Source organism: Nocardioides sp. YIM B13467 (assembly GCF_042788075.1).
Taxonomy (GTDB): Bacteria; Actinomycetota; Actinomycetes; order Propionibacteriales; family Nocardioidaceae; genus Nocardioides.
The window spans coordinates 1-13,044 of sequence record NZ_JBHZPJ010000026.1; the positions used below are offsets into that span (position 1 = coordinate 1).

Sequence of the window (13,044 nt, forward strand, 5' to 3'; positions counted from 1 at the left end):
CGCCTCCACCTCCCCCACCCCAGACCATGCTCGACCAGCGCAGCTCGCGGATCCCGAGGTCGGCTGCGAGCACGGGTCCGCTGTGCTCGCCCCCGGCGTAGGAAGTGAACCCGTCGACGTCTCGCGGTGAGATCCCCGCGTCGGCGCATGCCTCCAGGATCGCCTGGAGCACGAGCTCACGCTCGCCGCCCGGCGCCTTGCCACGTGGGTGGTGGATGTCGGCGACCCCCACCACCGCGGTCGTCCCTCGCAGGCTCATCGGTCCTCCCCGCCCGTGAGACGCCAGCGGAGCACCGGCCACTCGGCATTCGTAGGTTGCTGGACGACTCCGGTGACACGGTCTCCGATGGCCGGACGCGGATCTTCGCCGAGGAGGATGCCCAGCAGTCGGACGGGCGCGTCGTCGAGCCGCACCAGGACCGTGACGTACGGGACGGGGACGTCGAGCTCGCTCATGAAGGCGCGGGCGCTGCGCACCCAGGTGTGGACGGTGCCCTCGGGGGCGACCGGAGCCCAGTCGGTGTCGAAGGACCAGCACGCCGCGCACATCGCTCTACCGAGCGGGCGCCACTGCCCACAGGCAGCACACCGCGGCAGCAGCAGTCGGTCGTCCCGCAGCCCTTCCCAGAAGGGCCGATCGCTCTCATCGAGGGCGGGGCCCGCCGGAAGGGTCTCTGGCGCAGCAGCCGTCATCGTGCGCTCGACGGGTCGAAGTTCTCCAGGATGTCAGCCTTCCAGACGCCGTCGACGAGCGCCCAGCCCGAGCGCAGGCCGATGGTGCCGTCCGGGGTGGTGTAGACAGCCTCGCCCACGCGCCGGTCGCCGTCGACCCGCACCGAGACGATCTCGGCGCCGTCGACGTCCTCGCGCGGGACCCGGACACCGACGAAGACCGCGGGGACCGTGCCCGGAGCCATGTCGGCGAGCACCGCCTTCAGGTCGCCGGCGACGACCCCGTCGACGTGACGGCGGTAGGTGGTCTCGAAGTCGGGTGTGGTTGCGGTCATCGGAGCTCTCCTCGCGTAGGAATTTCAGGACGGGTCGAAGGTGGCATCTGCCGAGACATCGAACTTGGCGCCGGCCAGGTCCTCGGTCGTCAGACGCTGGACGACCTCGGGGGCCTCCGATCGCGCCAGCGTGCGGGCGCCTCCGGGCGTACGGAGCGCGGCCATCGCCGTCACCGGCCGGCCCTCGCGGTCGTGCGCGACGGTCCATGCCTCCAGCTCGGCGGGCCCGGTGTAGGTCGGGGCCACCTGAGTGGGAGCGACCGCGTCGGCCTGTGCCTGCGCCGAGGCCCGACGGAACCCGTCCCCGGGCGTGGGCGCGTAGATGCCGACGGCGTGCTTGGTCAGATACCCGCTGTTGGCGGTGACCAGCCCCGGCCGCTGGGTGCGACGCACCTCGCCCAGCATGGTGGCGATGGCGTGGGTGCTGTAGTTGTTCCACGGCCCCCCGGCGAACGTGAGGCCGCCGGTGACGGTGAGCGGGCGAGCAGGGTCGTCGATGGACAGCCCGAGCGCATCGGCGGCGACCTGCACGGCGGAGGGGAAGCAGGAGTAGATGTCGACCGGTCCGAGGTCATCGAGGGTGAGGCCCGCGAGCTCGAGCGCGGTCCGGCCGGCCGCGGCGATCGCGGGCGAGGCATCGAGCCTCGGACGCGCCGCGATCTGGGCGGTGTCGGAGGCCTCGCTCCCCGAGCGAAGGAAGACCCACCGGTCCTCGGGCACACCGTAGCGACGGGCTGCCTCGACGGAGCAGACGAGGACGGCGGCGGCCTGCTCGACGCTGTTGTTGGAGTTCATCAGCTTCGTGTAGGGCGAGCTGACCATCCGGTTGGCCGGTGAGGCGGTGGCGATCTCCTCGGCCGTGCAGGGGCGCTGCACCCAGGCGTCGGGGTTGCCCACCGCGACCTGATTGAAGCGCGCCCACAGTCCTGCGATGACGTCTCGGTGCTCGTCGATGCTGCGCCCGGATGCGACCCGGATCGCCTGTTCGAAGAGGGGATAGACGTAGGCCGGACGGTCCAGGCCCGCCGCGACCTCGGTGGGATCCTTCATGGGGACGTCGGGACGGGTCTCGGGAACCGGCACGGAGTCGTCCTGCCGTGTCCAGTCGGGTCGCTCGCCGCGGGCCTTGAGGCTCATCCGGGTCCGCCATGCCTCAGCACCGCCGACCAGCACGACATCGCAGCGCCCGGAGGCGATGTCCTCGGCGGCGTCGTTGACCAGGGCCTGAGGATGGCTTCCCCCGTGGCCGGTGTAGACGGTGTGCCGCACCCGAGCTGCCAGCCGCTGGGCCACGAGCAGACCCGGGTCGCGGTAGCGCCACGACAGCATCCCGACGATGCGGATCGAGTCGATGCGCTCGACCAGCTCCGCGGCACTGGCGTCCGCGGCCGCGAGCCGAGCCGCCCGGACGATCATGTCGACCGGCTCCACAGGCTCTGATCGCTGGTTGAGCTGCCCGCCGCCGACGAGAACAGGGGTACGTGGATCCAGACTCATGCGCCGGCTCCTGACCGCGCCACGGCGAGCATCTCCTCGACGTCGACCAGCTTCACGCGCGGGCGTCGTGCCGCCCTGCCGGCACCGGTCTCATAGGTGTCGATCTGGCGCCAGCCGTCGAACCCGACATGGCCGGGCAGCCGCGCCTCGATGTCGTCCGCGGGGTCCTGTGGCGAGGGCAACCTACCCGCGTCGAAGTCGTCCAGCAGGTGGCCGACGGTCTCCCGGGCGCACTGCTTGTTGGTTCCGATGACCCCGCTCGGGCCTCGCTTGATCCAGCCGGTCACGAACAGCCCCGGAACCGTCTCACCGGCTTCGTCCACGCGTCCATCGACGTTGGGCACCACGGCACGTACGTCATCGAAGGGCATGCCCGGCACCGCTGACCCGCGGTAGCCGATCGACCGGAGGAGCAGTCCGCACGCGAGCTCCTCGAGGTCGCCGGTCGGCACCGGGCGGACCGTGCCGGAACCGTCGGCCTCGAGCCGGTTGTGCTGCAGCCGGATCCCCGAGACCCAGTCCTCGCCGAGGACGCTCTCGGGCGAGGCGAGGAAGCGGAGCACCACACGGCGCGGAGCGGTCAGTGGGCGAGCGAGCAGCTCCTGCAGCAGTCGCTGCTTCTCTGCCGCGGCGGACCCGAGAGGTGCCGGCTCGGCGAGAGCGAGCTCCTCGCCGCGTACGACGACGTCGATCCCTGGCGTCTGGATCAGGCCGAGCAGCTCCTTGGTGGTGAACGCCGCCTCCTGGGGCCCCCGACGACCGACCACGACGACCTCGCGGATGTTGCTCTCCCTCAGCTGCGCGAGCGCATGGTCGGCGATGTCGGTACCCGCCAGCCGCTCCGGGTCCGAGGCGAGGATCCGGGCCACGTCGAGGGCGACGTTGCCGTTGCCGATGACAACAGCACGGTCGCTGGACAGGTCGAAGGTGCGGTGGGCGAAGTCGGGATGACCGTTGTACCAGGCGACCAGCTCGGTCGCCGAGTGACTGCCGGGAAGGTCCTCCCCCGGGATGCCGAGGCGACGGTCGTCGAGCGCGCCGACAGCGACGATCACGGCGTGGTAGCCGGCGCGCAGCTCGTCGACGGTGATGTCCCGCCCCACCTCGGTGTTGAGGAAGAGCCGCAGGCCCTTCCGCTTCAGTGTTCGCGCGAAGGCGACCGACGTCTGCTTGGTGTCCTGGTGGTCGGGAGCGACCCCGAAGCGGACGAGCCCGCCCGGGATCGGCAGCCGCTCGAACATGTCGACGGCGACGTCGAGGCCGCGCTTCGACAACAGCTCCTCGGCCGCGTACGACGCTGCCGGACCGGATCCCACGATCGCCACCCGAAGCTGCTCCCCCGTCCGTCCGGTCCAGGTCGTGGACCGGGCTTGGACGGGATCCTGCGCGTAGTCGCGGCGCCCGTCACCGTCGAACCAGGAGGCGTTGATCTGCTCGTACGGCTCCTGGTCGGCGGCGAGGTCGTAGTCGGCGCTGATCGCACCGACCGGGCACACCTCGACGCAGGCGGCACAGTCGATGCACACAGCGGGATCGATGTAGAGCATCTCGGCGGTGCCGTAGTCCGCCTCGTCCGGTGTCGGGTGGATGCAGTTGACCGGGCAGACCGGTACGCAGCTGGCGTCGTTGCAGCAGGCTCGGGTGACGACGTGGGTCATGTCGGCTCGTCAGGCGGAGTAGTCGATGACACCGCGGAGGTTGACCCCGGCGTGCATGTCCTCGTAGCCCTGGTTGATCTCCTCCAGGGCGTAACGACGGGTGATGAGCTCCTCGAGCTTGATGTTGCCCTGGCGCCACAGCTCCAGGATGTCCGGCACCGCCCGGGTGGGCTGCATCATCCCGAACAGCGACCCCTGGATCCGCTTCTGGTACATCGCCAGCTCGAACAGGCTCACCGGGATGCCGTACTCGGTCACGTTGCACATGCTGGTGAGCACCACCGTGCCCGCCTTGCGGATCGCTCCGAAGGCCTCGGCGACGTGCTCGCCGTTGGCGACGCCGACGGTCACGATCGCCGAGGCGGCGCCCTGGCCGTTGGTGAGCTGCTGGGCACGGTCGGTGGCCTGGGCGATGTTGACGAACGCCTCGGTCGCACCGAGCTCGAGCGCCTTCTCCCGGTGGAACTCCACCGGGTCGACGGCGAGGATGTGCGAGGCGCCGGCGAACTTGGCGCCCTGGACCGCGTTGATCCCGATGCCGCCGATGCCCATGACCACGACAACGTCGCCAGGACGTACCTGGGCGGCGTTGACCGAGGAACCCCACCCAGTCGGAACCCCGCAGCCGATCAGCGCGGCGATGTCGAGCGGGATGTCGTCGTCGATCTTGATCGCGCCCCACTCGGGAAGCACGGAGTACTCGGAGAACGTCGAGACCAGAGAGCACTGACCGACGTCGGTGCCATCCTCGGTGTGCAGGCGGAAGGTGCCGTCGAGCTGGGTGCCCATCATCATGTAGGCGCCGTTGTCGCACAGGTTCTGCATGCCGCGGGCACACCAGGTGCACCGCCCACAGCCGGGGATGAAGGCGGCCACCACGTGGTCGCCGACCTTCAGGTCGCGTACGCCCGGACCGACCTTCTCCACGATGCCGGCGCCCTCGTGGCCGCCGGCGAACGGGTAGGCCATCGCGGGGACGTCCCCCTGGGCGTAATGATCGTCGGAGTGACACAGACCTGCGTGCGTGAACCGCACCAGGACCTCGAACTCCTTGGGCTCGTCGACCTCGACCTCGATGACATCCCACTTGCCGGGGCCGTCGAGGAGAACCGCTGCTCGTGATTTCATCTGCTCAGATCCTCACTCGAAGTCGATCTTGGCCATGGTTTCCTGGATGTACATGAACGCAGGCATGTTCTTGAGCATCTGCGCCATCTTGCCGCGCACGCGCAGCTTGCCCCGGGTCATCGCGACGGTGGGGTTGATGCTTCCGTCGAAGCAGCCCTTCCAGGTGTCGCTGGAGCCGCTGATCAGGAAGTCGGCGTTGTCGAGGTCCTCCTGGCTGGCGTCACGTACGGCGGTCACCTGGCCCTTGTCGAAGCTGACGAAGAACTGGCCCTCGAGCGGTGCCTCGTACTTGTAGGCCATGTTGAAGTCGATGTTCTTGCCCTTGTCGGCCCAGACCGGGTCGCTGTTGAGGGCATCGCCCATCGCCTGGTAGAACTCCACGGTTCCGAACTTGACGGTCATCTCGGGTACTCCTTTGTTGTGGGATGCGAGTTGTGGTGCGGCGGGTCAGAGGGACTCGCCGAGGATGAGCGGGAGCGAGACCACGCCCTTGACCTGGCTCAGGTGCCGCTCCGGCGCGTTGTCGGGGTCCAGCCGGTAGTCCGGGATCCGGCGGTGCAGCTCCTCGAAGGCGACCCTCAGCTCGAGCCGGGCCAGGTGGGAGCCGACGCACCGGTGGTTTCCGGCCCCGAAGGCGAGGTGCGGGTTGGGGTCGCGGGTCAGGTCGACCACATCGGCGTCGGGATACACGCTGGTGTCGTGGTTGGCCGAGCCGAACGGGATCAGGATCTTGTCGCCGGCCTTCAGCTGTACGCCGTCGAGGACGTAGTCCTCCTTGACGACCCTGGCGGGACAGACCGCCGACTCCCAGCGGAGCATCTCCTCGACCGCGGTGGGCACCAGCCCGGGGTCGTCGACGAGTTGCTTGCGCACCTCGGGGTGCTCGGCGAGGTAGATGACCGAGTGGGCCAGCTGGCCCTGCACGGTGTGCAGTCCGCCGATGAGGAAGAGGAACAGGATGTTGAGCACCTCGAACTGAGTCAGCTCGCGGTCCTCGAAGGTGCCGTTGATGAGGATCTGGGTGATGTCGTCGGCATCACCGGACTCGGCACGCTCGTCGATCATCTCGCCGAAGTAGGCGTAGACCTCCATCGCGGCCGCCATGCGCACCTCGGTGGCGCGCTCCTCGCTTGCGCCCGGCTCCCCCAGCACGATGGTGTCGGCCCAGTGGTTGAACCGGGCGCTGTCCTCGAGGTTCCAGCCCATCATCGCCAGGAAGACCCGGCTCGGGAACTCCTTGGCGAAGGCCTGGATGAAGTCGACCTGCTTGTTCTCCAGCATCTGGTCGATGAGCTCGTTCGCGATGTCACGGATCTGGGGCTCCAGCGCCGCCATCCGCTTCGGCGAGAACAGCGGGTTGATCAGCTTGCGGTAGATGCCGTGGTCGGGCGGGTCCACCTCGATCGGGATCATCGGCCCGTCCTGCCCGATGGTGCCGGGCACGTTGACCGACTCGCTGGAGAAGACCGTCGGGTTCTTCAGGACCTCCTGGATGTCGTCGTACTTCGTCGCGACCCAGTGCCCGCCGTAGTGCGAGCTGTGGGCCACGGGGCACTTGCTCCGCATCTCGGCGTAGACGTCATAGACGGTGTCGGCGATGTCGGGTGAGTGGATGTCGAAATCGGTCTGGATCTCCGGGCTCTCGGCGTCCTTGAGCTCGCTCATGACGGTGTCTCCTTCTTCCGGGTGGGCTAGTGCGTGGCTGCGGAGGACGCGAACGCGATCGCGCGCTCCGGACAGTTGTTGACGGCGCGTTCGAGGGCGGCGGTGTCGCCCGGTGTCGTGGCCTCGCCGACCACGACGCCGAATCCCTCGTCGTCGGAGTCGAAGACCGCGGGCGCCGACATGTAGCAGCGGCCGTGGCCCTTGCAGAGCTGACGATCGATCGATGCCTGGCTGTGGTCGCTCATGCTCACTCCCATTCGCTGCCCACGACGCCGTACGCGCGCAGGTCGATGTCGCGGTCCAGGGCCGTGTAGAGGCTGCGGACCTTGGTGTAGGCGAGGAGGCCGTCGCGACCGTTCTCCTGGCCGACGCCGCTCATCCCGCGCCCGGCGAGCGGGGTCTTGGTCACGTCCGCCTGGGCGGCGTCGTTGATCCAGGTGAGCCCACCCCGCATCCGCAGGGCGACCTCCCGGGCCCTGACCAGGTCGTTGCCCCACACCGCGGCGGCGAGGCCGTAACGGGTGTCGTTGGCGATCCGGATCCCGTCCTCGACATCGGAGTAGCGGATCACCGAGAGCACCGGCCCGAAGATCTCCTCGTGCGCGGCAGGGTTGTCGTTGTCGAGGTCGACCAGGACGGTCGGGCTGACGTAGTGGCCGCCGGCGGGCACGCCCGCGGGGGCGTCACCACCGACGATCGCGCGGGCACCTGCCTCCAGCCCGGCGGCGACGAACTTCTCGACCTTGATGCGGGCGGCGTCCGAGATGACCGGGCCGACATCGGTGGCGAAGTCGGCGGCATGGCCGACGTTCAGCACCTTGGCCCGCTGCTCGAGCAGCTCGACGAACTCGTCGTAGCGCGAGTCCGGCACCAGCATCCGGGTCAGAGCCACGCAGGCCTGGCCGGCGTGCATCATGCTGGAGAAGAGCATGCCGCGCACGGTCAGCTCGGCGTCGGCGTCGGGCAGCACCAGGCCGGCCGACTTGCCGCCGAGCTCGAGGATGACGTCCTTGGCGGTCGCGGCGGCCGAGGCCATCACCTGGGTCCCGACCGCAGTGCTGCCGGTGAAGCTGACCAGGTCCACGTCGGGGTGGGCGACCAGTGCCTCGCCGGCGACTCGGTCGCCGTGGACCAGGTTGATCACGCCGGCCGGAATGCCTGCCTCCAGGCTGGCGGCCGCGAGGGCCTCGGGTCCGATCGGGGTCAGCGGTGAGGGCTTCAGGACCACCGTGTTGCCGGCGAGCAGCGCCGGTGCGATCTTCCAGACCGTCATGAAGAGCGGGAAGTTGTAGGGCGTGAACGCCCCGACCACTCCGACCGGCTCGCGGTGCAGCTCCCACTGGCCCAGCGCCGGTCCCGCCTGAAGCGGGAAGGACTCCGGGGTGTCCAGGTGGTGGGCCATGTCGGCGAAGTCGCGCAGATGGGCAAGAGGCGCGCCCACCTGCAGCATCGGGGCGAACCGAGCCGTCGCGCCGGTGTCCATGATCAGCTCCTCGACCAGCGCGTCGAATCGCTTCTCCAGCACACCGGCCAGACGGCGCAGCGCCTCGGCGCGGTCACCGACCGACATGCGGGCCCAGGGTCCGTCGAAAGCTGTCCGCGCGGCCCGGACGGCGGCGTCGACGGTGGCGGCGTCGGAGTCCGGGACCATCCCGTAGACCTCGCCCGTGGACGGGTCGTCGGCAGGGAGCACGCCCTCGGCGTCGATCCATTCGCCGCCGATCAAGTTCCTGAATGCACGCATCACATGTCCTTCGTTCACTTGCTGCACGAGGGAGCCGGTGTGGCGCCCCTCACAGTCGCAAAACTTATACAATTAGGTTTAAGCGGTCAATGCCCTGCCCGGCACACGGCGTGGCGATCCGTTCTCAGAGGGGCCTGACGTAGAGAAGGTCCGACTGGTCATGCTGAAATCCGAGCTCCCTGGAGGCGCCCACGAAGGCCTCGGAGAGCGCATCGACGTACATCTGGGCAACCCGGGCGCCGTCGGCCTGAACGCGCAGGAGCGCCGTTGCCAGCAGGGTTCGGAGGTCGCCGGCACTCGCGTCCTCAGGGTCGAGGGCGATACAGGCCGACTGCCCGGCCGGATCGGGCCCATCGACGCCGACGAGAACACTTCCGACAGGAGTGGCCAAGCGGGTCCGCCCCCGAGCGAGCACGGATCGCTCGCCGGGCGCGATGCCGGTCAGATGCCCCTCGACCATCTCGGCCGGACCATCAGGGGCGGCCTCGACGGCCACCCCCGCACCGTCCCCGGCGAAGGGACGGGACCCTCCGATGAACCGCAGGGTCTTGAAGAGCGCATGGTCCGTACGAGCGCCGAACCGCCGTGCCATCCGTTCAGCGGCGGGGTGGGCGCCGTGCGACCAGGCCCGGAGGCGGCGTACGCCGGCGATCGAGGACCACCCGGTCGGCTGCTCGTCGAGGAGCTCGGCCAGCAACGTCGCCACTCCATGGGAACGGAACTCCGGACGCACCACGAGCTGGACGTCGGCAACGTCACCGAGCACGTCGAGGCGCAGATAGGCCACCACGGGCACATCCGGCAACCGGTCGAGCGCAACGCTCCCCCGCTCTCCGGGCGGTGCGATCGAGACCAGCAGGTGATGGACCTCCCCGCGTCCCGCCGCGGCCGGGGTGGCGGTCGAGAAACCCGCCTCGGCGTCATACTCCACCGCCTGCTCGAGCAGGCTCTCGACGTCCTCCAGCTCGGCGCCGGCGAGCGTCGTACGCCATGCGTAGGTGATCATGCGTCGTCCGCCTCGGCCAGGAGGCGCTTGAGCAGGCGCCGGAACACCTGGTTGGCGACCTCGTTGCGACCCAGCACCATGGACCCGGCATCGCTGCTGCCCAGGGCGCGTTGAGAGTCACGCAGCACCGGGAAGTCCTCGGCGTGGAGCACGGCGAGGAGGATCTGCCAGTTCTTCTCCCACAGGTACTCCCAGCGCTCCTGCGTGATCCCGGCCTCCTCCGCCGACGGCACGATCAGGCGCATCTCCATGACGGAGTGGGTCGGCGAGGTCGGATGCGGGCGGAAGGTGAGCAGCTGGAAGTGGTCGGGCTGCTTGAGCAGCGTGCTGTTCGGACCGAGGAAGTGGGTCTCGGTGACGTCGTCCACCAGACTGCGGTCACCCGGTTCCTCCTCCAGCCAGCGGTCGATGCTCTTACGGGGCGCGATGAACCGGCAGTGCCGATCGAAGTCCTCGAAGACCATCACGTTGGTGTGGATGTACTTCGCGGCAGAGTTCGGGTGGGCGTACTGGATGTGGTAGCCATCCAGGAAGGCGTCCTGCATCACCTTCCAGTTCACCGGCTCCTCGAAGCCCTCGGCGCGAATGCAGCCGAGTCCGTCGAGGTGGTAGCCGGCGAGGATCTCGTCCATCTCCGGCCCCAGCCAGGAGGCGACGTCGATCTCCGCGTCGGCATTGTCCACGACCCAGACGAAGCCGTGGCGCTCCTCGGCAGGGAGCTCGACGAGCCCGTAATCGGCCTGGTCGAGGTCTCCGACCGTAGTGTCCCGGGTGATGGTTCGCAGCGTGCCGTCGATGTCGTAGGACCAGCGGTGGTACGGGCACGAGAAGAGCCGGCGCTTGCCGCAGGGGTCCCCCTCCAGGAGGCCGCCGCGGTGGCGGCAGAGGTTGACCAGAGCCTTGACACCCCCGTCGCGCTGACGGGTGATGATGATGTTGTTGCGCGGCAGCTGCACGGTCTTGAAGTCGTACGTCTTCACGATCTCGGATCCATGGGCAACGATCGTCGGCACCCGGCCGAAGATCAGGTCGCGCTCCCGTGCCGCCAGCTCGGGGTCGGTGAACTCGTGTGCTTCGAACGGCTCGACCTTCTCGAACTGATCGGTCGTGTCGTTGCGAAGGTGGTCCAGAGCACGCCTGATCCGCGCTTCGCGGTCGATGCTGACGTCGTCCGTCACGACATACCTCCTCTTAACTAATGATTTTAGATATCTCGAGCTATGAATGTACGCCGCCGACCCAACGGGCACCGGCGGGTCAGGTCCTTGCGGTGCCCTCGGGCCGGCGCAGCATCGACTGCCACGAGAGCCGCTCGGAGACGGCCGTGCGCAGCTTCATGAGCGGGCCGGTGCGGTCGAAGCCGAAGGCACCTACCAGCTGGCCGTCGTAGCGGTACTGGGCGAGGAACGGGTCGGTGGCGCCACCATGGCCGACGAGCTCGACCTCGTCGGCCGGCTCGCCGAGGAGCTGGAGCTTGTGGCCGTACCACTCCGACCAGAAGTACGGCGTGATGCTGCACGGCCGGCGGTCGGTGGTCAGCGCGTTGCGCACGACGAACTCGGCCTGTTCCCCGGTGGAGGTCCAGTGCTCCATCCGGGTCGACAGACCATTCCACGGATTGACCCACCGGGCGACGTCGCCCACGGCGTAGACACCGGGGACCGTGCTCTCCAGGTAGGGCGAGCAGGCCACCCCATCGCTGATCGCCACTCCTGAGCCGCGTAGCCATCCGGTGGCCGGCTCGACACCGATGCCCACCACCACGAGGTCGGCCGGAACGGTGGTGCCGTCGCTGAGCGACACCTTCTCCGCCCGGCCGTGGCCACGGATCTGGCGCACCTTGGTGCGCGTGAGGAGCTCGACGTCGTACTGCCGGTGCAGATAGGCGAGGCGCTCGGCGACGAGCGAGCCCACCGCACCCACCAGGGGAAGCTCCAGGGCCTCGACCAACGTCACGTCCGCGCCGCGGGCTCGAGCACTGGAGGCGACCTCGCCGCCGATGAAGCCGGCTCCCACGACGACGACGCGTACGCCCGGCTCGAGGGCCTCTCTGATGGCGCGTGCCTGGTCCAGCGTACGCAGCGTGGTGACCCCCTCCAGCTGGGCGCCCTCGACGTCGAGGGGCCGAGGCTGCGCACCCACGGCGATCACCAGCGCGTCGTAGTCGATGTCCCACTTGTCGGTGCGTACCCGCCGGTTGCGGGAGTCCAGGGAGAGCGCCTTCGTGCCCGTGAAGAGCTTGACACCTTGCGACTCAGGGTCGGGAAGGTGCCAGAACGGCGCGGGGTCGTCCTCGCCCGTCCTGAACTCCTTGGCTAAGAACTCCTTGGTGAGCGGCGGACGGTCGTAGGGTCCGTGCGGCTCCTCGCCGATGACGGTGATCTCGCCGTCGAAACCGATCCGGCGCGCCTCCTCCACGACACGCGCGGCACCCAGCGACGCGCCCACGATGACGAGCCGCCGGACCCCGTCGACCAGCTCGACGTCGGCCATGTCAGCGGCCCTTCCACTCAGGATCGCGTCTCTCGGCGAATGCCCGGGTGCCTTCTCTGAAGTCCTCGGAGCGCATGATCCGGGCCATCGCCCGGTCGTTGATCTCCCAGGGCTCCCCGTCCCAGTCGGAACCGGCTGCGAGGGTGCGGTGAACGGCTTCCTTGGTCGCCGCCACCGACAGCGGCGCGTTCGCGGCGATGCGGTCAGCGAGCTCCAGAGCGACCTCGAGCGCGGTTCCGCTCGGGGCCACCCGGTTGGCCAGGCCGAGCTCGACAGCCCGCTCCGCGCCCACCGGGTCGCCGGTGAGCGCGATCTCGAGGGCGTGCTTGAGCGGCACCTGCCGCTGCGTGCGGATCACGCCGCCCGCCGCGGCCATCAGCCCACGCCTGACCTCAGGAAGACCGAGCTGCGCTCCCTCGTCGATCACGGCCAGGTCGGAGGCGAGGACGATCTCGGTGCCCCCACCCAGGGCGAACCCGTTGACCGCCGCGATCGTCGGGATCGAGACGTAATGGCGTACGTAGCCGGCGAAGCCCCACTCGGGATGGTCGGGGTCGTCGACCCGCTCGCCCCGGGAGAGCGCCTTCAGATCCGCGCCGGCGCAGAACGCCCGCCCCGTTCCGGTGACCACCAGCACGCGTACGTCCTCGTCCGCATCAGCCTCGGCCAGGGCCGCACCGAGGCCGACCGAGACGGCCGAGTTGACCGCGTTCATCGCGTCCGGGCGACGGATGGTCGCCACTGCCACATGGCCTCTGCGTTCGAGGGTGACGATCTGGTTGTCGGCTTCGACCTGGGCGGTGCTCATGGGTGGCTTCCTTGTCGTCGTGCGGCGTCGTGCGGCGT

Annotated in this window: 13 protein-coding genes and 1 pseudogene; all 14 read right to left on the reverse strand. The window is 69.2% G+C overall.

Annotation, left to right across the window (positions count from 1 at the left end; translation table 11 throughout):
- Positions 1 to 259: pseudogene (locus tag ACFX43_RS05995) on the reverse strand (thiolase); the annotation flags it as partial.
- Positions 256 to 693 carry a Zn-ribbon domain-containing OB-fold protein gene (locus ACFX43_RS06000; protein WP_378818203.1) on the reverse strand — a complete coding sequence of 146 codons (438 nt, stop codon included), beginning with the start codon at positions 691 to 693 and terminating at the stop codon, positions 256 to 258. The gene ACFX43_RS06000 and the pseudogene ACFX43_RS05995, both read right to left, overlap by 4 nt.
- The gene (locus ACFX43_RS06005) at positions 690 to 1,007 is read right to left on the reverse strand and encodes a hypothetical protein (protein WP_378818206.1); all 318 of its coding nucleotides are present in this window, start codon (positions 1,005 to 1,007) and stop codon (positions 690 to 692) included. Before ACFX43_RS06005 ends, ACFX43_RS06000 begins: the two co-directional genes overlap by 4 nt.
- A 24-nt stretch (positions 1,008 to 1,031) precedes the next feature.
- Positions 1,032 to 2,504: an acetyl-CoA acetyltransferase gene (locus tag ACFX43_RS06010; protein WP_378818208.1), complete on the reverse strand. Its 1,473-nt coding sequence runs from the start codon at positions 2,502 to 2,504 to the stop codon at positions 1,032 to 1,034.
- Positions 2,501 to 4,162 (reverse strand): FAD-dependent oxidoreductase, encoded by a 1,662-nt coding sequence (locus ACFX43_RS06015; protein WP_378818211.1) that lies wholly within the window; start codon positions 4,160 to 4,162, stop codon positions 2,501 to 2,503. The genes ACFX43_RS06010 and ACFX43_RS06015 overlap by 4 nt, the downstream gene beginning before the upstream one ends.
- Positions 4,163 to 4,171: 9 nt before the next feature.
- Entirely contained in the window at positions 4,172 to 5,290 is a 1,119-nt protein-coding gene (locus ACFX43_RS06020) for an NDMA-dependent alcohol dehydrogenase (protein WP_378818213.1), read from the reverse strand.
- 12 nt (positions 5,291 to 5,302) lie between these two features.
- Positions 5,303 to 5,692: an SCP2 sterol-binding domain-containing protein gene (locus ACFX43_RS06025; RefSeq protein WP_378818216.1), complete on the reverse strand. Its 390-nt coding sequence runs from the start codon at positions 5,690 to 5,692 to the stop codon at positions 5,303 to 5,305.
- A 45-nt stretch (positions 5,693 to 5,737) separates the two neighbouring features.
- On the reverse strand, positions 5,738 to 6,955 hold the full coding sequence (locus ACFX43_RS06030; protein WP_378818219.1) for a cytochrome P450: 1,218 nt from the start codon (positions 6,953 to 6,955) through the stop codon (positions 5,738 to 5,740).
- A 26-nt stretch (positions 6,956 to 6,981) separates the two neighbouring features.
- Positions 6,982 to 7,200 carry a ferredoxin gene (locus ACFX43_RS06035; RefSeq protein WP_378818222.1) on the reverse strand — a complete coding sequence of 73 codons (219 nt, stop codon included), beginning with the start codon at positions 7,198 to 7,200 and terminating at the stop codon, positions 6,982 to 6,984.
- Between the two features lie 2 nt (positions 7,201 to 7,202).
- Positions 7,203 to 8,699: an aldehyde dehydrogenase family protein gene (locus tag ACFX43_RS06040; RefSeq protein ID WP_378818225.1), complete on the reverse strand. Its 1,497-nt coding sequence runs from the start codon at positions 8,697 to 8,699 to the stop codon at positions 7,203 to 7,205.
- A gap of 124 nt (positions 8,700 to 8,823) precedes the next feature.
- Positions 8,824 to 9,705, reverse strand: coding sequence for a GNAT family N-acetyltransferase (locus tag ACFX43_RS06045; protein WP_378818227.1), 882 nt, complete (start codon positions 9,703 to 9,705; stop codon positions 8,824 to 8,826).
- On the reverse strand, positions 9,702 to 10,883 hold the full coding sequence (locus ACFX43_RS06050) for an aromatic ring-hydroxylating dioxygenase subunit alpha (protein WP_378818230.1): 1,182 nt from the start codon (positions 10,881 to 10,883) through the stop codon (positions 9,702 to 9,704). The genes ACFX43_RS06045 and ACFX43_RS06050 overlap by 4 nt, the downstream gene beginning before the upstream one ends.
- A 79-nt stretch (positions 10,884 to 10,962) precedes the next feature.
- Entirely contained in the window at positions 10,963 to 12,198 is a 1,236-nt protein-coding gene (locus ACFX43_RS06055; protein WP_378818233.1) for an NAD(P)/FAD-dependent oxidoreductase, read from the reverse strand.
- A 1-nt stretch (position 12,199) separates the two neighbouring features.
- A complete protein-coding gene (locus ACFX43_RS06060; RefSeq protein WP_378818235.1) occupies positions 12,200 to 13,006 on the reverse strand; it encodes a crotonase/enoyl-CoA hydratase family protein in 807 nt (268 codons plus the stop codon).
- Positions 13,007 to 13,044 lie beyond the last annotated feature (38 nt).